Raw genomic sequence first — 20,032 nt, 5'->3', positions numbered from 1 at the left:
TCATGCCTGTCCTCCTGCTGGCGCCCGGCGGATGCGCCACTGTGGCGGCCGTCCATCCCGTCGTTGCATCCGACCTGGGCGCGCCCTCGCGCGCTTCCGCCCTGGAAGCCAGCCTGTCCCAGCGTGGCGTCGTGACCTTCGAGCGGGTTGTCTTCGCGCGATGGACGGCGGGACGCGGGGCGTTCATCGATCGCGACGACCCCCGCACCGCCGGCGTTCCCAAGGGGATGGAGGAGGCGGTGATCTACGCCTATGTCATCGACCATCCCCGGTTCGGTCGATATCTGATCGACAGCGGCGTTTCGGCTGATCTGGAGCCGCGTCTCAATCCTCTGATGCGCCGCGCCCTGCGCGATCTGAACGTAAGGGTCGAGCAGACTACGGCCGAATGGCTGCAAGGGCGGGCGTCGCCGCGCGCGGTCTTCCTGACCCATCTGCATTTCGACCATGTGGGTGGGCTGTTGGACGTGCCGGACGATACCACAGTCTATGTCGGTCGCGGGGACGCCGAGGAGCGGAGCTGGACGTATCGCGTGATCGGACGGCCGGCGGATACGGCGCTGGAGGGAAAGGGGCCGTTGCACGAATGGGCGTTTTCGCCCGATCCTGATGGGGCATTCGCCGGGATCATAGACATCTTCGGCGACGGGTCGGTCTGGGCCTTGAGCCTGCCGGGGCATTCACCAGGCTCGACCGGCTATCTGATCAATGCGGTGGATGGTCCGAAGCTGGTGGTCGGGGACGCGGTGTCGACACGACTGGGCTGGGAACAGGCCATGCCCCAGCCGCTGCCGGCCTCGGTCCGCGCCGACGCTGAAGCGTCCGCGCAGCGTCTGCGCCGCTTCGCCGCCGCCCATCCCCAGGTTGAAGTCTTCCTGGGGCATCAGTCACGGACGAATCAGACCGACTAGGACTTCTGAGAAGCCCTCACCCCTGCGGCGTGATGAACACCGGGTTGGCGTAGAACCACAGGTCGCTCCAGGGGTCTTCGCCGGCGGGGTCGGGGGTGGGCTCAAGCTCGGCGCCGTTGGTGCCGCGCACGCGGATATAGCGGGGCGTGGGCGAGGCGGGGAGGGCGTGGCGGACGGTGATGATATCGCCGTCGCGGGTCCAGTCGGCGGCGGTGAAGCGGCGCTCGACCCGGGTGGAGGGGTTGTGGTCGGCGTCGCGGTCGGGGCGGGGGCCGGTGACGTCGCCGACGATCAGGTCGATGCGAGCGACGGCGCTGTCCTTGCCCGAGACATTGGGGGCGGCGGGGTCGCGCAGGCGGATGGTGACGACGACAGACTGGTTCGCCGGGGCCTTCAGTTCGCCGCCGATGTCCGCCGAATGGCCGCCGGATTGCGCCGTCACGTCCAACTCGGAAATCAGGTCGCCGGTGGTCACGAAGATGCGGCCCGCGCGCAGGCCGTCCAGCACATCGGCGTGGTCGCGGCGGGCGAGGACATAGGTCTTGGAATATTCGCCGGGCCAGAAGTCGACGCCGCCCTCGCTATAGTGGCGGTGCGAGTCCGAGGTCGAGGTGATCCACCAGCGACGACCCTCGCCCAGCATCGAGTCCCAGAAACCGCCCAGCCGCGCCGTCATCTGGTCGAAGCCGCCCATGGTCGGGGCGCGGCCGTAGATGCCACGCATGCCGTCGGGCTTGATCGAGCCGTCGGGGTTCAGGGTCGAGGCCTGGTGGCCCGGCGCGCCTTCCATGCCGACCGCCACGCGCGGGGCGGTGTCGTTCCAGTCGCGCAGTTCGGCCGGGTCGTACTGGCCGTATTCCCCCAAACCCGTCGCCGAGCGCGACGGGTGGTTGGCGATCACCACAGGCCGGTCGTTCAGCCCGTCCATGACCCGCAGGGCCTCGATCATGCGCGGCTCCTGATCGCGGGCGGGGTCGGCGGGCCAGGGCTCGCGCTTGGCGAAGCGGCTTTCCAGGTCGCGCAGGGTGTCCCGCTCGGCTTCGGTGCGGGGCAGGATCAGGCTGGAATGGTCGCCGCCGGGGGTGTCGAACTCCATGCCGTAGAAAAGCAGCAGGTCTGGGATCTCCTGCCGGGCCATCAGCAGTTCGGGATAGGCCTGTTCGGCGTTCAGCTTGGAATGATTGGGGCCGCCGTGGTCGGTCGAGACCATCCAGGCCAGGCCGAAGCGATGGGCCATGCGGGCGTTCTGGGGGATCGGATAGATGGCGTCGCCGGCGATGACGGCCGTAGGCGGGGCGTCCGGGTTGGCGGGATCGGGCGTATAGCCGACGCTGTAGCGGCTGTGGACGTGGTGGTCCCCGGCCAGCCAGGTCCGCGCTTCGTCCGTGGCGACGGATGCGGCGGGCGCGACCGGCTGGAGGCGAGCCGGATGGTGGTGGTCATGGCCCTCGTGCGCAAAGGCCGGCGTGGCGACGACGGTCAGGGCGATCAGGATCGCGGCGTGAGGGCGAAGGGTCATGCGACGGGTTCCGGCAGGGTTCGACCCCGCCTAACGGCTCCATATGACAGACTGACGAAAAACCGGTGCGACAGATGGCGCCCCGGACGGGGTTGAGGGGGATGGATGCTGCCGCTTTCTGGCAGCAGGTCTGTTAGAATCGCGTCGTGTCCCGGTCCGAACGCCTGCTCGATCTTCTGAACGCCCTGCGGCGGCGTCGCCGGCCGGTCAGCGGTCGTGCGCTGGCGGAGGAGACGGGGGTCAGTCTGCGCACCCTGTATCGCGACATCGCCAGCCTGCAGGCCCAGGGGGCGACGATCGAGGGGGAGCCGGGGGTCGGCTATGTGCTGAAGCCGGGCTTCCTGCTGCCGCCGTTGATGTTCACGCCGGAGGAGGTGGAGGCCCTGGTGCTGGGCTCGCGCTGGGTCGCCGACCGGGCCGATGCGCGGATGCGTGAGGCGGCCCTGGGGGCGCTGGCCCGGATCGCGGCGGTGGTGCCGCCGGACCTGCGCGACGAGATGGAGACCTCGGCCCTGTTGGTCGTGCCCGGCGCGCCGTTTCCGACCGATCTGGTCGATCCCGCCCTGTTGAGGAAGGCGATCCGCACCGAGCGGCGGCTGAGGCTCTGTTATCGCGACGAGGCGGGGGCGGCGTCGGAGCGGGTGGTCTGGCCCTTCGCCCTGGTCTTCTTCGACCGGGTGCGGCTGCTGCTGGCCTGGTGCGAGCTGCGGCAGAATTTTCGCAGTTTCCGCACCGACCGGATCGTTGAAGCCGAGGTGACGGAGGCGCGCTATCCGGCCCGCCGCCAGGCCCTGCTGAAGACCTGGCGCGAGGCGCAGGAAAAACGGGGTGAGGCGGGATCATGCTGACAGGAACTGGCAGTAGTCCGGTCTAGGTTTGTTCTCGTAGAAGGCGGAGGGCGAACATGACCGACATCGACGACATTCTTCTGGCGGTGGCTGATCCCGAGGCCAGCGCCCGCTTCTATTCTGGCCTTCTGGGGCGCCGTCCCTTGATGGCAGGGCCGGACCGAGCCCTGTTCATGATGCGCTCGGGCCGGGCGCTGGGCCTGATGCGGCGGGCCGGCGCTGAGGCGGGCGAGGGGCGCGAGCTGGAGTTTCCGCTCGAAGACCCGGCGGCCGTCGAACAGGCCCATATCGACTGCTGGGACCGGGGCGCGCGCATCCTGATCCCGCCCACGGAGATGGAGGCCGGGCGCGGCTTCGTGGCGCGCGACCCGGACGGCAACCGGCTGAGGGTGTTCGCGGCGGCGTGAGGCGGCGCGTGTTCCAACACGCGCCGCCCAGCGGTCATTGGCGCACGTATTTGTCCAGGAAGGCCAGATAGGCCTCCTGGGCGGTGATGCGATTGTCGCGGCGGGTGAAGCCGTGACCCTCGTTGGGGAAGAGGACGTATTCCACCGGCACGCCGTTGGCGCGGACGGCGGCGACCAGTTCGTCGCTCTCGACCTGAAGCACACGCGGGTCGTTGGCGCCCTGGACGACCAGCAGGGGCTTGGTGATCCCGTCGGTATGGAACAGGGGCGAGATGCGGCGGTGGCGTTCGGCGTCGGTCGCGGGGTCGCCCATCTCGTCATACAGGGCGATGCGATTGGCGCCCCACCAGGCGGGGATGGACTCCAGGGTGCGCACCCAGTTGGTCACGCCGAAGATGTTGACCCCGGCGGTGAAGGCGTCCGGATGGAAGGCCAGGGCGGCGGCGGTCATGTAGCCCCCGTAGGATCCGCCCATAACCGCCACCTGGTCGTCGGCGACCCAGTCCTGCTGACGCAGCCATTCGCCGCCGGCGACGATGTCGCGCAGGTCGGCCTCGCCGTGCTTCTTGTCGTCCATGTGGAAGAAGGTCTTGCCGTAGCCGGAGCTGCCCCGGTTGTTGGCGCCCAGCACCGCATAGCCGTGGTTCACCAGGTGCTGGACCATGGCCGAATAGCCGCGTCGGGTCTGGCCCCCGGGCCCGCCGTGGACCAGGACGATGGCCGGCGCCGGATGGGCGGCCGAGGCGCCCCGGGGCTTGTAAAGAACCGCCGGGATCATCACGCCGCCTTCGCCGGGATAGCGTACGATGGTCGCCTCGACCAGGACGTCCTCATTGATGGCGGGGTTCAGGGCGTGGGTCAGGCGGCGGGCCTGGCCGGTGGTCAGGTCGGCGACGAAGATGTCGGCCGGCGAGGTGTCGGACGAGACGGTGAAGGCGATGGTCTTCTCGTCTTCGCTGAAGCGCACATTGCCGATGTCGCCGTCGGGCAGGCCGTTCAGGGCGACCGGACGGTTCGCCGTCGTGTCCAGCAGGGTCAGATCGGTCTTGGCGTCGGCGTTCAGGCCCGAGACGCGGTAGCGGCCGCTGGGCGAATAGAAGACGAAGCTGACATCCCAGTCAGCCTGGATCAGGGGCGTCACGGCGCCGGTCGTCAGATCGTGGCGGAAAGCCTGCTGGAACTCGCCGTTCTGGTCAGTGCCGATCAAAACCGCCTTCGAATCCGGCGTGAAGTCATAGGCGGCGTAGGCGATATCGCCTTCGTGCGGCGTCAGCAGCTTGGGTTCGCCCGGCTGGGTCAGATCCGCCAGATAGAGATCGTTGTTGGCGCTGGTCAGCGACTTGTCCAGCACCAGCCAGCGGCCGTCCGGCGACAAGGCCGCAGGGGAGAAGCCGCCGGTGTTCTCGAACACCATCCGGTGCTCGTAGGTGGCGGCGTCATAGGCGATGACGTCGAAGGCCGCCGCGTCGCGACCGTTGGACATGACATAGAAGGTCTTGCCGTCGCGGCTCCAGCCCAGGAAGTCGGCCTTGACCTTGTCCCCCGGCGTCAGGTCGGTGACGGTTCCGTCGACGGCGCGAACGAACAGATGGCTCAGCTCATCTCCGCCGCCGTCCTGGCTGAACAGGATGCGGGCGTCGCTCGGGAAATAGCTGACCGGGTTGGCGGCGCTGGTGGTCGAGGCGGTCAGGGCGACGGGATCGCCGCCCGCGATGGGCAGGGCGTAGGCGTTGAACACGCCCGTCTTGTCCGAGCGGATCAGCACCGATTTGCCATCGGGCGAAAAGGCCTTGGCCCCGCTGTAGGCCAGGCCATAGCTGGTCGTGTCGAAGAACTGCGCCGCGGTATAGGTGGGCGTCGCCGGCTGGACGGGGGCGGAATGGGCGGCGGGCTGGGTCGCAGCCTCGGCGGCGAGGGCCGAGGCGGGAAGGGCGGCCATCAGGGCCAGTACGGAAACCAGGCAGGCGGCGGTGCGCATCGGAACCTCTCGTCAGGGATGATGACCGTAAGAGGCGCCAGAAGACCACGGCGGATGCAGCCTGTCTCCGATTTAATCCTGCGGGCCTAAAGCGCCTCCAGGAAGGCGACGAGGTCCGCGCGTTCCTGGGCCGTCAGGTTCCGTTTGGCCAGCAGGGGGTCGGTGGTCGGGAAGAGGGGATCGTCCTTCTGGTCCGGGCGGGGAAGGGGGCGGGCGCCGCCGGCGTCGTAGAAGGCGACCACGCCCTCGAGCGTCGGCAACAGGCCGTTGTGCATCCACGGGCCCGTGCGGCTCACATTGAGCAGGGACGGGGTGCGGAAGGCGCCGACGTCGGCGGGCGCGCCGGTAACTTCATAGCGGCCCAGATCCTGACGCGCGCGGCCATAGAAGCTGAGGCCCAGATTGTGGAAATTCTGGTCGCTGAGCAGGGGGCCGGAGTGGCAGTTGGCGCAACCGGCCTTGGTGCGGAACAGGTGCAGGCCGCGCAGCTGTTGATCGTTCAGCGCGTCGGCCCGGCCGGCGAGGAAGCGGGCGTAGGGGCTGGAGCGGGGTTTCAGGGTGCGCTGGAAGGCGGCCAGGGCCTTTGCGATCCGGTCGGTCGTGACCTCGGGCGAGCCGAAGGCCTGGGCGAAGGGGGCGGCGTAGGATGGGTCGGCGGCGATGCGGGCCGTGACCACAGGCAGGTCGGCGGCCATCTCCCTGGCGTCGACAATGGGGTGCAGGCTCTGCTCCTCCAGGGTCCTGACCCGACCGTCCCAGAACAGGCTGGTCGCCCAGGCGGCGGTCGCCACAGATGGCGCGTTGCGCCGTCCCCTTTGGCGGTCATGGCCGAAGGAGGTGCGGACGCCGTCGGCGAAGCCCAGTTCCCGCGCATGGCAGGAGGCGCAGGCGATCTGGCCCGAGGCGGACAGTTTCGGATCCTCGAACAGGCGCTGGCCCAGGGCGGCCTTTTCCGGTGTCGTCGGATTGTCAGCCGGCTCGGGCGCCGGGGGCAGGGAGGCGAACTCGGCGAAGGTCGCGCCCTCTTGCAGGAGCGGACGGGGCCAGGTGTCCGGGCCGCCGGCGTAGGCGAGGCGCAGTTCGCCGTCGCTGGAAGGCGTTTGGACCCTCGACACCGCCGCCCCCACGCCCAGATGGAGCGCGAGGACGGCGACGACGAGGGCGGTGATGTCGCGGGCGGGGTTCAATATTGGTACTTCAACGAGACCCAGAGATTACGACCCAGCTGATAAGGGTTGGTGGTCGAGGTCGAGTTGTTGTTGCGGACCGTGTCGAACAGGTTGTTCACGCGCAGGTCGAGGGTCGTCGTGCCGTACTGGGTCCGAACGATTTCGGCCTGGACAGACAGATTGACATCGACCGAGGCGTCATAGGTGATCGGCCCATAGACATCGTAGCGGACGCCATCCACGGTGGCGGTTTCCCCGGTGTCTTCCACACGAGTGAATTCGTCTCTGAAGCGCGCATTGACGTTGGTGCGCATGCGTCCGTCGAACCAGGACGAGGCCCAGTCGGCGTTTATGATAATGGGGGAGGCGAAGTCCTCGCGTTGATTGTCCGACAAGGCCTTGAACAGAGAAACTACTTCGCCCTTGTAGTAGACGAGGGTGTCGCCTTCGAGATCCGCGCTCTCGTCAAACAGGCTTATGTTGGTGGCTTGAGACTTCGAGAAGTTGGTGTTCAACGCCAGATTATGTCGGCGGCCGAAGTCGCGGTTCCATTCCAGCGACAGCCCGCGGTATTTCGAATACCCGTCGTTGTTCGGGGTGCCGACCAAACGGGTGTTTGTCCCGCCCGAGTCGGTGATGTAGGTCTCGCGAACCTCGCTGACAGAGAATTGGTCCTTGCCGTCGCGCAGGATGCCCTTGACGCGGAAACGCCCCCCTAACAGGTAGCCTTGCATAGCCGCGGTCAGCTCATCGGAGTAGGGCGTGGACAGGTCTGCCTGGGAATAGCGGTTCAGACTGGATTCGTTGGTCAGCCGCCACGTGTTTCCCCAGACGCCGTTTACGGCGGTGCGCGTGTACTGCTGGGTCTGAAGGGTGTTTTCGCGGATGGCGTAGCCGAGGAAGGATTGGCGATAATAGCGATTGGCGCCGATCGTCGCCGTCATGCCGGCCCAAGGCAGACCATGGGAAATCGACAGGCGCGGCGCGACGCTATGATTGTCCAGGAAGGACTCGTAGTCGTAGCGCAGGCCTGCGCGGACCTCGAAACCAGCCCAGTCGAAGTCATATTCGCTCCACAGGCCGTAGGACTGCAGATCGACCTCGGTGCGATAGGCCCGATAAACCTGCATTCGGGAAATGGCGTAGGAGCCGGGAATGCAGGTTAAAGCGGCTTCCTCGGCAGGATCGGCGCACTGGGTCGAGGTGCTGGCGACCGGCGTCTGATAGGCGTAGTTGGTTTCCGGTCGATTTCTCATCACATCGACCTGGGTGAATTCGAGTCCCAGATTCAGATCTCCGGCGCCGAGGGGCTGGGTCCAGGTCGCCTTCAGACCCAGATCCTTCTGGTACTGGTCAATGTCGCCGAAACTGCCCTTGGTGCAGGTGGAACGCGTGCACCAGTCCACATTCGGATCGGAGCTCGGCAGCGAATAGTTGATTCCCGGCGCCTCGCGGCCGCTGTCGGCGTCGGTGTAGCTGAGTTGCACCGCCCACCGGGCGTCGCCGTGTTGGCCACGCAATCGCGCCTTGGTCGTCAGGCCGCCGCCTTGCTGGCGCATCAGACTGTCAATGGACGCCGCCGCCGCATTGGTGCTTTCATAGGGGCTCCAGTTGATCTGGCCGTCGAACGTCAGGTTTGAAGCTAGGTCGTATTCGGCCTTGAGGAGATAGTTCTCGGACGTACTGGTCTGGCCGTAGGTCGGATCAACATAGCCTGCCGTGCGATAGTAGGTGACCAGGGAGTCGGAATAGCTGTAGGCGGCCAACAAGCGCAGACGTTCGTTGACGGGCAGGTCTACGGAGAAGCCGTAGCGCGTCTTTTCGTAATCCGGCTGTTCGGGAAAGACGCCGTTCAGTCGTGCGCGCACCGAGTCAGACATGCGGTAGCTGGCCATGTCTGTCCGCGTCAGGCCGTAGTAGGCGGTGACGCCATAGGTGTGCGCAGGCGTGCGCGTTTCGACATCTAAGACGCCGCCCAAGAAGCCGCTGTATTCGGCTGAGACGTTTGAATCGAGCAGGGTCATCTTGCCGATCAGGCTGGAGTCCACCCAGATGCCTTGGACCGAGCCGCTGGCGACAGTGTCGATGCCCTGGACGCCGTCTGGGCTGAACAGGCGCGAGCCTACGCTGACCCCGTCTAGGATGAACAGATTGTCCCAGGGACTGGCCCCGGCGATTGAGATCTGGGCCGGACGGATATCCTGAAGGTTCTCGTCAACCGCCATGCCCTCGTCGTTGCTGAACTGCACCGTCGGAACGAGTTTCAGCAGTTGGTTGGCGTCGCCGGAGCCCGGCGCGCGGTCGCGGATTGAGTCGGCGCTGAAGGTCGTTTCACCGGAGTTGATTGGCGAGCCGTAGCTGTAGGCGGTGGAGGCGCGGGATTCGTCGGTGACGACGACGGTGGGGATGGCGGCGTCGGCTTGATCCGCCTGGTTCTGCGTCTGGCCCTGAGCCTGAGCAGCGCCGGCGAGCAGAAGAGCCGCCGCGCTGGCGGATGAGACGAGTGCGATACGCATGGTGATGAACCCCAACCCTATTAAAGGGGACGCGGGGTACCCGCGACACACCTTAATTGCAACTCATTATCAGTTGCGTTCTCAACAATCCGGTTCTATTCGGTCGCGCATGCCGTCCAAGTTCGTTTCCCCGTTCGCCAAGGCGGCGATCGGACTGGTCGTCGCGGTCGTTCAGCTGGGTCTACTGGCGACGCTTGCGGTCGAAGCCGTCCATCCGCCCGCGCCCGACCAGGGCGGGGCTCCGGTGATCGAGCTGACCCTGACGCCGCGTGCGGCCTTCGACAGCGAAAACGGATCGGCGGATTCCATGGCGGCCAAGGCCGAGCCACCCGCAGAGACGGCCCCGAAGCCGACGCCCAGCATTGCGCCTGTCCTGCCGACGCCGATGATCCGGCCGACCCCGGTTCTTGGCCTGGAGACGACACCTGTCGCCGCCCTGACCTCCGTCGCCTCGGCGTCGCTCGCGACGATCCAGACTGAAGGGACGGGTCGGGGTGAGGCGAGCGCGGATGGGGCGCGGGATTCACGGCGGGGTATGACGGGCGGCGGGGCGGCGACGACGACGGGCGCCAATGCCGGCGCCCAGGTGGACGACTATTACGCCCAGGTCTTGCGGTGGGTGGAGACGCACAAGCGCCACCCCGGCGGGGTCACGGGCATGGTGACGGTGGCCTTCACCCTGGATCGGCGGGGGCGGGTCAGCAACGAGCGTATATTGACCGGCAGCGGCCGGGCCGCGCTGGACGCCGTGACTCTGAGCCAGATCAGGGCCGCAGAGCCCTTTCCCCGTCCGCCGCCCAACACCACCTGGCGGACGCGCGAGTTCCGGGTGAGGCTGGATTATCGGCCGCGCGAGGGCGGGCGATCCGCGCGCTGAAGCTCAGACCGCGACCGCCGTCGTGTCGCGGATGAAGCCGCCGCCCAGGACGCGGTCGGGGTCGGTCGGGTCGTACAGGGCGCAGGCCTGACCGGGGGCGACGCCTTCCTCGCCCTCATCGAAGACGATGCGGACGTCGCCGTCGACCAGGGCCAGACGGGCGGGCGAGGGCTGGCGGGTCGAGCGGACGCGGGCCAGGACGGGGAGACCGGACGTGGCGGCCTCCTGGATCGTGGCTTCATCGCCCAGCCAGTTGGTTTCTTCCAGCGTCAGGCTTGCGGTCAGCAGGGCTTCGCGCGGGCCGACGATGACGCGGCGGGCTTCAGGCTCCAGCTTGACGACGAACAGGGGCTCGCCAACGGCGACGTTCAGGCCCCGGCGCTGGCCGATGGTATAGTCGGTTATGCCGGCGTGGCTTCCCAGAACCCGGCCGTCCATGTGCACGATCTCGCCGGCCTCGCGCCCTTGTGGACGCAGCCGGTCGATCAGGGTGCGATAGTCGCCCGAGGGGACGAAACAGATGTCCTGGCTGTCCGGCTTGGCGGCGATCTTCAGCCCCAGTTCGGCGGCGACGCCGCGCACCTGGGGCTTTTCCAGATCGGCCAGGGGGAAGCGCAGATAGTCGAGCTGATCCTGGGTGGTGGCGAACAGGAAATAGGACTGGTCGCGCGAATGGTCGATCGCCTTGCGCATCTGCGAGCGGTTGCCCACCGCAGCGCGGCGGACGTAATGGCCGGTCGCCATGGCCTCGGCCCCCAGGTCGCGGGCGACGTCCAGCAGGTCGCGGAACTTGACCGTCTGATTGCAGCGGATGCAGGGGACCGGGGTCTGGCCCTTCAGGTAGGAATCGGCGAACTGATCGATCACCGCGTCCTTGAACCGGCTCTCGTAGTCCAGAACATAGTGGGGGATGCCGATCATTTCGGCGGCCAGACGGGCGTCGTGAATGTCCTGGCCCGCGCAGCAGGCGCCCTTCTTCTTCAGCGCCGCGCCGTGGTCATAGAGTTGCAGGGTCACGCCGACGACGTCATAGCCGGCCTTGTGCAGCAAAGCGGCGACGACGGTGGAGTCCACCCCGCCCGACATGGCCGCGACGATGCGCGCCCCGACCGGCAGGCCAACCGCCGCCCGCGCGTTCTCGACCGCCGCATCCATGTCGGTGCGGCGAATGTCGGGAACAGGGCAGATGTCTTCGACCAGGGTCATGGCCGCCATTTAGTGCGGAACCGGCGCGATTTCGAGGCTTGGAAACGAAAAGGGCCGCATCCGTCGCCGGATGCGGCCCTCCTCGTCTTTGGGGGGAACCCTTAGGAGCGGTAGCTCTGGATCCGCGTCGTGCGCAGACCCTGCATGCCCCATTTGTCGATGGCCTTCTGCCATGCGAGGAATTCTTCCGCCGTCAGGCGGTACTTCGCCAGGGCGTCGTCCAGGCTCAGCAGGCCGCCGCGAACGGCGGCGACGACCTCGGCCTTGCGGCGGATCACCCACCGATCCGTATCGGACGGCGGCAGATCGTTCAGGGTCAGGGGCGTGCCAGTCGGTCCGACCACGTATTGTTCGCCTTTGCTATTCAGGCGTCGCTCTTGCAACATGGGCTTATGCCTCTTTCACCAACACCGTAGTGTCATGAACGTAGGCGACGCCCGCTAAGGTCGGTTTAAGCGTCGTGGTGAAGGAACGGATAAAATCCGTCCCGCCACGAATGACTCTGTAAACCTTGCTTGAGCGACGATTCATTGAGACTAACGCTTAGTTACTGGCCGATCAGCGTTTGATATTGATCAGTTCGGCGAGCATTTCGTCCGCCGTCGTGATGATTTTGGATGAGGCGGAATAGGCCCGCTGGGTCGTGATCAGGCTGGTGAATTCCTGGGACAGATCGACAGTGGAGGCCTCGAGTTGCTGGGCGGCGATGAAGCCCGCCCCGCCTGTGCCCGCCGCCTTCAGGTTGAAGGTGCCGGATTGAAGACTCACGGCGAAAGCGTTGCCGGAAACCTCTTTCAGGCTGTCAGGGCTCGGGAAGGTGGCGACTGCAACCTGAGCGATGCGGCGCATCACGCCATTGTCGAAGATGGCGGTGACGAAACCGCTGTCGTCGATGGTGATTTCGCTAAGATTACCGAAGGCCGTGCCGTTGGTGACGGTCGATTGGACCACCGACGCTGTGTTCAGCTGGCTTAGGCCGCCGGCAGAGGTGTTAAGGTCCAGCGTCACGGTCTGGGCGGCGATGCCCAGACCGTCGGCCCATTTGACCTTGCCATCATCCAGGGGATCGTTCGGATCGATGGTGTTGGTCGGGTCCGACTCCTCGAAGGTCAGAGTCGCCTGGGTCGGGTCAGCAAACAGGCCCTTGCCCGCCGGCCAGCTTTGCATGGTGTCGACATCAAGGCGGCCGGAAGGGGTGAAGGCGATCAGGCCGGTCTTGATCTGCCCGTTCGAGTAGGGGGCGCCTGTCACCACGTCATCGGCGGGGACCGCGACGATTTCAGCATACCACTGGTTGGGCTCTTCACTCTTCATGAAGCGAATTTCCAGGTTACGCTGCCCGCCCTTGGAGTCAGACACCGGGATATTCATCTTGAAGTCCGGCTTGACCCCCACGGGGTTGTCGTCGTCGGCGTTGTACATCGCCATGGAATTCGTAAGCGGGTCGTACTTGGTCTTGGCGATACCATCCGTCGTGACGCCGAGGTCGGCGAGAGACACGGTGTAGGCGGCCGGCGGGGGCGCGCCTGTGGTCGGCGTGATGGTGATGTTGCCGGCAGCGACCGTGGACGTGCCGTTGGTGCTCGCAGCGTCGTCCGGGACGAAACTGGTCAGGGCGCCGGCGGCGTCGTAGGTGGCGACACCCTTGAGGGTGATGATGCCGGACTTGATGGTGACGTTGTAGGTTCCGTCCGCCTGACGCGCGTAGTTGACGCTGAAGTCACGTTCCACCGGCGGGGCGGCGGTGTCTTCAACGCCCTTGTACGATTGCGAGGCCGCAGCGCTGGACAGCTCCTGCGTCGAACGCAGGTTGGCGTTGATCTGGACGCGGGTGGTCGGTTCGGCGGTGCCACCGACGGAGCCGATGTTGATCGAACGCAGGCGCGACAAATCCGAGGGGTCGGTCGAGATTTCCCCGTTGGAATCGACGGGCCAACCCTGAAGATAGAGGCCGGCGCTGTTCTTCAAATAGCCCAGGTTATCCACCCGGAAGGCGCCGGCGCGCGTGAACAGCCGGGTGTCGGTCGCGGCGACGCCTTCGGCCTTGTCGGTCACGACGAAGAAGCCCTGGCCGTCCACCGCCAGGTCGGTGCTTTCGGTCGTGCGTTGCAACTGGCCTTCCTGGCTGATGAAGGACCGCGCGCTGACGACGACGCCGCCAGCCGAGTAGGAGCCGCCCGTGCGGGTCTGGCTGTTGACCAGGGTCTGGAATTCACCCTGGGACCGTTTGTAGCCGACGGTGTTGACGTTGGCGATGTTCTGGGAAATGGCCGCCAGGGCTGCCGAGTTGGCGGCCAGGCCGGACACACCGGCCAGCATTGCGCTGTTCAAGCTCATGAATACGCTCCTTGAATGGAAATCATCGGGAAGGCGGCGGAGCGCATCATGCGGCCGCCTCCTCGGTCGGGACGTCCGGATTCTCCGTATCGTCATTGCTTGGTTCGTCAGCGATCTCGTTCAGCGAAATCACGGTCGAAAGGGGCAGGATGGAATCGCCGATCACCAGATACGGCGCGCCGTCGTACATCTCGACACCGCTGACACGGCCGCGGATCAGGGCCTGGCTTTCGACCTTGCCGCCTGTGGCGTTGGTGGCGGCGACCTTCAGCGTATAGACGCCGCCGTCTTCCGCGGTATCGCCACCGGTCAGCTGGCCCTTCCAGGTGAAGTCGTGCACGCCGATCGTCTTTTCCGGAGCGGCGCCCTCCCAGACGACCTTCCCCTTGCTATCGACCACCTGAAGCTTCACGTTTTCGGCGTTGGCGCCCAGTTCGTAGCTCCAGGTCGCTTCGCCGTCCTCCAGCGAGGTAGCGGTCCAGGCTGCGGTGACCTGTTTGCCGATGTAGTTCGAAGCATTGTCCAGCCCGCCCGCCGATTGGGCGGCCACCAGACTGGTCAGCAGATCGTTGGTCAGCAGTTGCTGCTCCACGCCGGCCATCTGGGTCAGTTGCGCCGTGAACTCGTTGGAGTCGAGGGGCGACAGCGGATCCTGGTTCTTCATCTGCGTGGTCAGCAGGGTCAGGAAGGTCTCGAAATTCGAGGCCAGCATCGTCGTGCCGCTGTTCAGGCGGCCCTGGGCGTCGACGGATGAAACGGCGGTGGCCATGGGGTCAGACCCTCACATCGACGCGGTCGCGCGTCTGGGATTGATTGGTCCAGGCGCCTTGAAGCGGCGTAGCGGAGAGATCGGCCTGTTCGATCAGTCGGGCCCCGCCGGCAAAGGGGGTCTGGCGTTGCTGTTGTTGCCGGTCGAAGCCGCCGCCGGAGGCGTCCCGTTCGGTGAAGTCGAGCGAGTCGCCGGACACCTGGAAACCGGCGTCCTGAAGCTGTCGCCGCAGTTCGTCGGCGCGTCCGCGCAGCTCTGCGGCGGCGGCGGGATTGTCGAAGGCCAGACGAGCGGCGAGTTGACCGTCAGAACCGATCTCGAGGCTGACATCGACCCGGCCCAGATCCTCGGGCGTCAGCACCATGTCGAACCGGGTCGAACGACCTTCCATTTTCCGGGCGATCTGGGCGGCCAGATGGGCGGTGGTTTCGATGGTGGCGTGCGACAAGGAGGATGCGCTGGTCGCCTGGGACAGGCTGGCGGCCGAATTTAGGGCGCGAGCTTCCATAGGGGCGTCGAGGGGCGCGGCCGTGGCCGGGCTCGTGCGCGGCGCGTCGAGAGGAGGCACGGCGCTGCTCTGGACGCCGGCGGGGGCGGCGGCGATATCGATGGATGATTGGCCCAGCGTTCGGCTAGGCGTCTGGTCAAATGTCGAGGCGGCGTCGGCTAGCTCCGCCCGGTCGGTCGAAGCGGACGTTGATCCGTTCTGCATCGACGACCGGTGGTCGGTCTGAACTGATCCGGACCAGACTGGAGTTTGTTGCGCGGACAGCGGCGCGGCTCGCACTGGGGCGTCGGGCTTCGGTGACGTCGTTGCGCCTTCGTTGGAACTGTCGCCGGGGACGGGGAGGGCGTCAGACACCGGTTCAGCTGCCGCCTCTTCGGCGCTGATGGCTCGGATCGCTTCGGCGACGGCCAGTTTCAAATTCGCCCCGGCGGTGATCTGGGTTGTTTGGACGGCGGGCGCAGCAGCCTGCTGGAGCACGACCTTGATCTCGGCTTTCGACGAGGCGGACGTCTCGATTCCCAAGTCCGCCTCGCTCAATCCCGCGGTCGGTTCAGCCTTAGTCGAAGGGGGAGAAGCGAGCCGGATGGCAAAGTTTTCGGCCAATGTCGTCTTGGCGACGTTGGTCTCGCTGCTTGCGGCGGTCGCAGTAGAGGTCGGAATGGGGGGCGTCGGGAGGGGCGATGCCGTCTGGCTTGCGGCGAGGCTGGACGAGACCGGGGCGTTTACCTCGGACGACTGCGGCACGGCCGCCATAGTCGGGACGGGCGGCGCCGGTGCGTCAGCCGCCGGCTTCGTCAGAAGGGCCTTCGTACTCTCGTCGGACTGCGGGGCCTCGGCAGGGTGGGGCGCTAAAGAAGTCGCGGCTAGCGCCTGTTCTGCCCCGCCTGCGCTGGCAGACGAGGTCTGGCTTGCCGGAACGGGCGCCGCAGCGTCCGCCTCGACCTGGTGCTGTTCACGCCCGCTTTCGATCGACGGAACAGGCGCCTGTACGTCAATCGGCTGCGCGATCTCCAGGCCCATCGCGCTCGTTGCGCTCGAACCTTCGGATCCGACGTCGGCAGGAACCGTGTCCGACGAGGCGGCGGGAGCTGTTGTCGGGACCACGACCGGTGCGGCTAGAACCGGAGGCTGAGATGAAGCCTGGGACAGGTCAGCGGCCGTCGGCTCCGTCTCCGTCTGTTCATCGACGGCTATCGGGGGCGTATCGATCGAGGCGGACTGGTCGGGCGACGTCGCCTCTGCCTCGACCAAGATCGGCCCGGTTTGAGCGGCCTCAAGATCGGTCGTTGAGATCGTGGTCAAGGACAGACGGCCCTGCGTGGGGCTCGGCGTATCGGGGGCCCGGGAAGCCGTCTTGGTCAATGCCTGAAAGGCGTCTGAGAGTTTGGAGGAGAAGAGGCTTGTCGTCGCGTCGTCCTGAACATTCGGCGCAGCAGTCGGCGCTCCGGCGGATGACGGAGACACGGAGGCGAACATGGCGAATGCGGACGGCATGGGGTCGCAGGCGGCTTTCAGGACTGGGCGGCGCCTGCTGCGCCTGGTTCTTCGTTTGGCCTGTCGCAAAGGGCGGGCCAATCCGTTTGCTATTGAAAGAAAACAGAAAAATAGAACCACCCGTTGAGGCTGGCGTCCCTCATGGTCGTTTCTTGCCGTGCCTTCGTTAGTTTTTGCCCGGCTCCGAGCTTCACGAGCATATTGGGCCTCGTGTCGCGTTGGACATAATTGGCCCGGGGCTTGCGCGCCTTGCCGGCCATGAAGATTGCGCGATCCGCGATGTCGTTGAAAAACAATGCTCTGCCCGAGCATCGACGGCGCGTGACTGGGCAAGAACTGCGTATTGCGGGGCAGGGCCTGCCGGGCAGGGCGCCGGTCAGGGCGAAGGAGACGCAATCATGTCGCTGACGTCTATCATGAATATTGCGACCTCGGGGCTGCAGGTCGCACAGGCTCAATTGCGTGTCACTTCCGACAATATCGCCAACGTCAATACCGCCGGCTATGTCCGCAAGCTGGCGGATCAGACCGCCGCAGTGGCCGGGGGACAGGGGGCGGGCGTCGATGTGTCTCGGGTTCGTCTGGCGACGAATCGCTTCTTACAGGCCGCCGGAATGGCCGCCAGTGCAGACGCTGCGCGTCAGACCGTGCGCTATGAACTGTACGACCAGATCCAGACCCAGTTCGGGGACCCCAGCGGCGATGGCGGCTTCTTCGCGGACATCGACAAACTGTTCGCCAGCTACGCTACGCTGGGGGAAAGCCCGACCTCTTCCGCCGCGCGCCAGGATACGGTCTACAAGACCCAGGCTCTATTTAACGAGGCGGCTGGGATCGCTGCCGACATTCAGGCGGCGCGGCAAGAGGCGGACAGCCGGCTGCGGAGCGCGGTCGAGACCATCAATCCGCTTCTGGAACAGATCGACAAGCTGAACGGCACGATCGCGTCGGGTTCGGTCATCAATCAGGACGTGACCGGCGCCCAGAATGCGCAGCAGACGCTGATCAATGAACTGTCCCAGTATATGGACGTCAAGATCGAGTCCCGTGCAAGCGGCGGCGTGACGCTGCGTACAGCGACGGGTATGACCCTCGTCGGCGAAGGACATGCGACCCTGAGCTATCAGGCCGCAGGGACTGTGGACGCCACCACGGCCTTTTCGGATATCATGATCACCGAACCGAACGGCACGCGTTGGCCGCTGCTGGACGGCGTGTCATCGGGCGAGATCCGGGGGTTGGTGGAGCTACGCGACATCGATGCGCCCGCCGCCGCGGCCCGGCTGGGCGAACTGACGGCCAAACTGGCTGACGAACTTAACCGGGCCCACAACGCCAACAGCAGCGTGCCGGCGCCGACCAGTCTGACCGGTCGAAACACCGGCCAGTCGCTGGAGAACGCCCTGACCGGATTCACCGGCACGACCACGATCACGGCTGTGGACAGTGCGGGCGTGATTCAGGCCTCGGCCGAGATCGTGTTCTCGGGCGCGACCATGACGATCAACGGTGTCGCCGCCGACCCCACGACCTTCCTGGCGACGATCAACGCCCAACTGGGCGGTGCGGCGACCGTCGGGTTCTCAGGCGGCCAGTTGCAGATTGAGGGTCAGGGCGGAAACGGGATCGCGATCGCCGACGATGCGGCGAACCCCAGCAGCAAGGGCGGACGAGGCTTTTCACATTGGTTCGGGTTGAACGACCTGGTCAGCACGACGACGCCGAGCTTCTACGACACCGGTCTCACCCTCGCGTCGGAACATGGATTTGACGCGGGCGAGAGCCTGACGTTCCGCTTTGGCAGCGAGACAGGTTCGCGGCTGAGGGACATCACCGTGGCGGTGCCGGCAGGAACCGGAACCATGGGCGAATTGCTGACCGCTTTGAACGACCCGGTGGCGGGTGTGGGACGATATGGCGCATTCAGCCTGGACGCGTCGGGGACCTTGAGTTTCAAAGCCTATGACGCCAGCCGAACGACCATGAGCGTGGTGAAGGACGCCACGACCCAGGACCCGTCGGGTCTGTCGATGTCGCAGTTGTTCGGTCTGGGTGGGACGGGTGCGACGCGGGCCGGCGCCTATTCCGTTCGTAGCGACCTACAGCAGGACCCGGGAAAGCTGGCCCTGGCCCAGTTGAACCTGTCAGCCGCAGCTGGAACCTCGGCCTTGAGCAAAAATGACGGACGAGGCGGCCTGCTGCTGGCCGACGCCGGCAAGAAGAACGTCAACTTCGCCTCCGCCGGCGGCCACAGCGGCGGGATCAAGACCCTCTCGTCCTATGCGGCGGATTTCGCGGGCGATCTCGGCGCCAAGGCTTCTGCGGCCAAGACCCGCGCCGAGACGGCGACGGCCCTGGCCCAAGAGGCCGATAGTCGCCGCAACTCGTCTGAGGGCGTCAACATGGACGAAGAACTCGTCAATATGACCACCTTCCAACAGGCCTATAACGCTTCCGCACGCCTGATTCAGGCGAGCAAGGACATGTACGACGTGCTGATCGGAATCCTGCAATGACCCGGGTCGCCACCTTCGGAAACTATCAGTCGGCCCTGCTCAATCTCATGAGCGCGCAGAGCCGCGCTGAACTTGCGCAGGAACGTATCGACAGCGAGAAAATCGCCACGGACATGTCCGGCTATGGTCGGGGCGCCGAACAGCTGACCAGTCTGACCTCGACAAAGGCCCGACTGGAAGGATTCATCGGCGCAGGCGAAAGCGCGGCGGCGCGGCTGACCGCCCAAGACCTCGCGATGACCCGTATCTACGAGGGAGGCACAGGTGCGCGGGAAGCCATCGCCGATGGTATCGCAGCGGGCAACATCACGAATCTGATGACTGAACTCGGTCTGCAGTATCAGCACGTTCAGAGCGGGCTCAACGCCGAACATCAGGGAACCTATCTGTTCGGCGGCGGACGCGGCGACGCCGCGCCTGCGACGGCCAAGACGATGGCGGATCTGGCTGCGGCTCCCTCGACCGCCTCGACCTTCGCGAACGACGACCTGAAACAAAAATCGCGTATCGACGAGAACACCATGGTTGAGACCGGTTTTCTGGCCAGCGAGATCGGCGGTCCTCTGACCGAGGTGTTCCGCAATATGCAGGCCTATCAGAACGGAACCCCGGTCATCATAGACGGCGTCACCTATACGCCCGCTGGCGCGGGGACGCTGACGGGCCAGCCGGGCGCCGCGGTCTCCGCCTTTCTCACGGCCCAAATGAACCAGTTCGAACGGGCGAACGAGGGGGTCACGAACCAGACCGCCAAGAACGGTCTGGTGCAGAACCAGGTCGAAACCGTCCTGGATGCGCACGAGTCCCAGAACCTCGCCCTGGACAAGCTGATGACTTCCAAGGCGGGTTACGACCCGGCGCAGGCGATCACCGATCTGCAGGCGGCGCAGGTGGCGATCGAGGCGTCGGCGCAGGTCATCAACTCGCTGCGCAGCACGTCATTGCTGGATCTCTTGCGCTAAAGTCCCCTAGCGGAC

15 protein-coding genes are annotated in these 20,032 nt (G+C 65.9%); 6 read left to right on the top strand and 9 right to left on the bottom strand.

All coding sequences use genetic code 11. The annotated features are described in order from the left end of the window. Window positions 1-2: 2 nt before the first annotated feature. Window positions 3-911, top strand: a complete 909-nt coding sequence (locus ACVPT3_RS11560; RefSeq protein WP_492041030.1) for an MBL fold metallo-hydrolase — start codon at window positions 3-5, stop codon at window positions 909-911. Between the two features lie 16 nt (window positions 912-927). On the opposite strand, the gene ACVPT3_RS11555 is transcribed toward ACVPT3_RS11560, so the two are convergent. After that, window positions 928-2,430: a CehA/McbA family metallohydrolase domain-containing protein gene (locus ACVPT3_RS11555; RefSeq protein ID WP_492041029.1), complete on the bottom strand. Its 1,503-nt coding sequence runs from the start codon at window positions 2,428-2,430 to the stop codon at window positions 928-930. A 146-nt stretch (window positions 2,431-2,576) separates the two neighbouring features. On the opposite strand from ACVPT3_RS11555, the gene ACVPT3_RS11550 reads away from it, so the two are divergent. Next, entirely contained in the window at window positions 2,577-3,278 is a 702-nt protein-coding gene (locus ACVPT3_RS11550) for a helix-turn-helix transcriptional regulator (RefSeq protein WP_492041028.1), read from the top strand. Between the two features lie 56 nt (window positions 3,279-3,334). Further along, window positions 3,335-3,685, top strand: coding sequence for a VOC family protein (locus tag ACVPT3_RS11545; protein ID WP_492041027.1), 351 nt, complete (start codon window positions 3,335-3,337; stop codon window positions 3,683-3,685). A gap of 34 nt (window positions 3,686-3,719) precedes the next feature. Here the strand turns inward: ACVPT3_RS11545 and ACVPT3_RS11540 are convergent, their stop codons facing one another. From ACVPT3_RS11540 to ACVPT3_RS11530, 3 genes are all read right to left on the bottom strand, one after another. Beyond that, the gene (locus ACVPT3_RS11540) at window positions 3,720-5,663 is read right to left on the bottom strand and encodes a S9 family peptidase (RefSeq protein WP_492041026.1); all 1,944 of its coding nucleotides are present in this window, start codon (window positions 5,661-5,663) and stop codon (window positions 3,720-3,722) included. Window positions 5,664-5,749: 86 nt separating this feature from the next. Beyond that, window positions 5,750-6,850: a cytochrome-c peroxidase gene (locus ACVPT3_RS11535; RefSeq protein WP_492041025.1), complete on the bottom strand. Its 1,101-nt coding sequence runs from the start codon at window positions 6,848-6,850 to the stop codon at window positions 5,750-5,752. Then, window positions 6,847-9,348, bottom strand: coding sequence for a TonB-dependent receptor plug domain-containing protein (locus tag ACVPT3_RS11530; RefSeq protein WP_492041024.1), 2,502 nt, complete (start codon window positions 9,346-9,348; stop codon window positions 6,847-6,849). Before ACVPT3_RS11530 ends, ACVPT3_RS11535 begins: the two co-directional genes overlap by 4 nt. 109 nt (window positions 9,349-9,457) lie before the next feature. Here ACVPT3_RS11530 and ACVPT3_RS11525 point away from each other — a divergent pair, with 109 nt between their 5' ends. Continuing rightward, window positions 9,458-10,225 carry an energy transducer TonB family protein gene (locus tag ACVPT3_RS11525; RefSeq protein WP_492041023.1) on the top strand — a complete coding sequence of 256 codons (768 nt, stop codon included), beginning with the start codon at window positions 9,458-9,460 and terminating at the stop codon, window positions 10,223-10,225. Between the two features lie 3 nt (window positions 10,226-10,228). Here the strand turns inward: ACVPT3_RS11525 and mnmA are convergent, their stop codons facing one another. From mnmA to ACVPT3_RS11500, 5 genes are all read right to left on the bottom strand, one after another. Then, window positions 10,229-11,440, bottom strand: coding sequence for a tRNA 2-thiouridine(34) synthase MnmA (gene mnmA, locus ACVPT3_RS11520; RefSeq protein ID WP_492041022.1), 1,212 nt, complete (start codon window positions 11,438-11,440; stop codon window positions 10,229-10,231). 92 nt (window positions 11,441-11,532) lie between these two features. Continuing rightward, on the bottom strand, window positions 11,533-11,817 hold the full coding sequence (sciP, locus tag ACVPT3_RS11515) for a CtrA inhibitor SciP (protein ID WP_292121583.1): 285 nt from the start codon (window positions 11,815-11,817) through the stop codon (window positions 11,533-11,535). A gap of 172 nt (window positions 11,818-11,989) precedes the next feature. Further along, on the bottom strand, window positions 11,990-13,768 hold the full coding sequence (gene flgE, locus ACVPT3_RS11510) for a flagellar hook protein FlgE (RefSeq protein ID WP_492041021.1): 1,779 nt from the start codon (window positions 13,766-13,768) through the stop codon (window positions 11,990-11,992). A 46-nt stretch (window positions 13,769-13,814) separates the two neighbouring features. Beyond that, a complete protein-coding gene (locus tag ACVPT3_RS11505) occupies window positions 13,815-14,537 on the bottom strand; it encodes a flagellar hook assembly protein FlgD (RefSeq protein ID WP_492041020.1) in 723 nt (240 codons plus the stop codon). A gap of 4 nt (window positions 14,538-14,541) precedes the next feature. Further along, window positions 14,542-16,347, bottom strand: coding sequence for a flagellar hook-length control protein FliK (locus ACVPT3_RS11500; RefSeq protein WP_492041019.1), 1,806 nt, complete (start codon window positions 16,345-16,347; stop codon window positions 14,542-14,544). A gap of 590 nt (window positions 16,348-16,937) precedes the next feature. On the opposite strand from ACVPT3_RS11500, the gene flgK reads away from it, so the two are divergent. Further along, window positions 16,938-19,055 (top strand): flagellar hook-associated protein FlgK, encoded by a 2,118-nt coding sequence (gene flgK / locus ACVPT3_RS11495; RefSeq protein WP_492041018.1) that lies wholly within the window; start codon window positions 16,938-16,940, stop codon window positions 19,053-19,055. Next, window positions 19,052-20,017, top strand: a complete 966-nt coding sequence (locus ACVPT3_RS11490) for a flagellin family protein (protein ID WP_492041017.1) — start codon at window positions 19,052-19,054, stop codon at window positions 20,015-20,017. The genes flgK and ACVPT3_RS11490 overlap by 4 nt, the downstream gene beginning before the upstream one ends. Window positions 20,018-20,032 lie beyond the last annotated feature (15 nt).

Source organism: Brevundimonas sp. FV1ps31S (assembly GCF_058681265.1).
Note: the sequence above shows the minus strand (reverse complement) of the source record. Positions and strands in the feature narration are given on the sequence as shown.

What these genes read in the sequence shown, in the direction of transcription:
- ACVPT3_RS11560 (WP_492041030.1), top strand. Translation starts at nt 3, where the DNA reads ATGCCTGTCCTCCTGCTGGCGCCCGGCGGATGCGCCACTGTGGCGGCC.
- ACVPT3_RS11555 (WP_492041029.1), bottom strand. Translation starts at nt 2,430, where the DNA reads ATGACCCTTCGCCCTCACGCCGCGATCCTGATCGCCCTGACCGTCGTC.
- ACVPT3_RS11545 (WP_492041027.1), top strand. Translation starts at nt 3,335, where the DNA reads ATGACCGACATCGACGACATTCTTCTGGCGGTGGCTGATCCCGAGGCC.
- ACVPT3_RS11540 (WP_492041026.1), bottom strand. Translation starts at nt 5,663, where the DNA reads ATGCGCACCGCCGCCTGCCTGGTTTCCGTACTGGCCCTGATGGCCGCC.
- ACVPT3_RS11530 (WP_492041024.1), bottom strand. Translation starts at nt 9,348, where the DNA reads ATGCGTATCGCACTCGTCTCATCCGCCAGCGCGGCGGCTCTTCTGCTC.
- ACVPT3_RS11525 (WP_492041023.1), top strand. Translation starts at nt 9,458, where the DNA reads ATGCCGTCCAAGTTCGTTTCCCCGTTCGCCAAGGCGGCGATCGGACTG.
- mnmA (WP_492041022.1), bottom strand. Translation starts at nt 11,440, where the DNA reads ATGGCGGCCATGACCCTGGTCGAAGACATCTGCCCTGTTCCCGACATT.
- sciP (WP_292121583.1), bottom strand. Translation starts at nt 11,817, where the DNA reads ATGTTGCAAGAGCGACGCCTGAATAGCAAAGGCGAACAATACGTGGTC.
- flgE (WP_492041021.1), bottom strand. Translation starts at nt 13,768, where the DNA reads ATGAGCTTGAACAGCGCAATGCTGGCCGGTGTGTCCGGCCTGGCCGCC.
- ACVPT3_RS11505 (WP_492041020.1), bottom strand. Translation starts at nt 14,537, where the DNA reads ATGGCCACCGCCGTTTCATCCGTCGACGCCCAGGGCCGCCTGAACAGC.
- flgK (WP_492041018.1), top strand. Translation starts at nt 16,938, where the DNA reads ATGTCGCTGACGTCTATCATGAATATTGCGACCTCGGGGCTGCAGGTC.
- ACVPT3_RS11490 (WP_492041017.1), top strand. Translation starts at nt 19,052, where the DNA reads ATGACCCGGGTCGCCACCTTCGGAAACTATCAGTCGGCCCTGCTCAAT.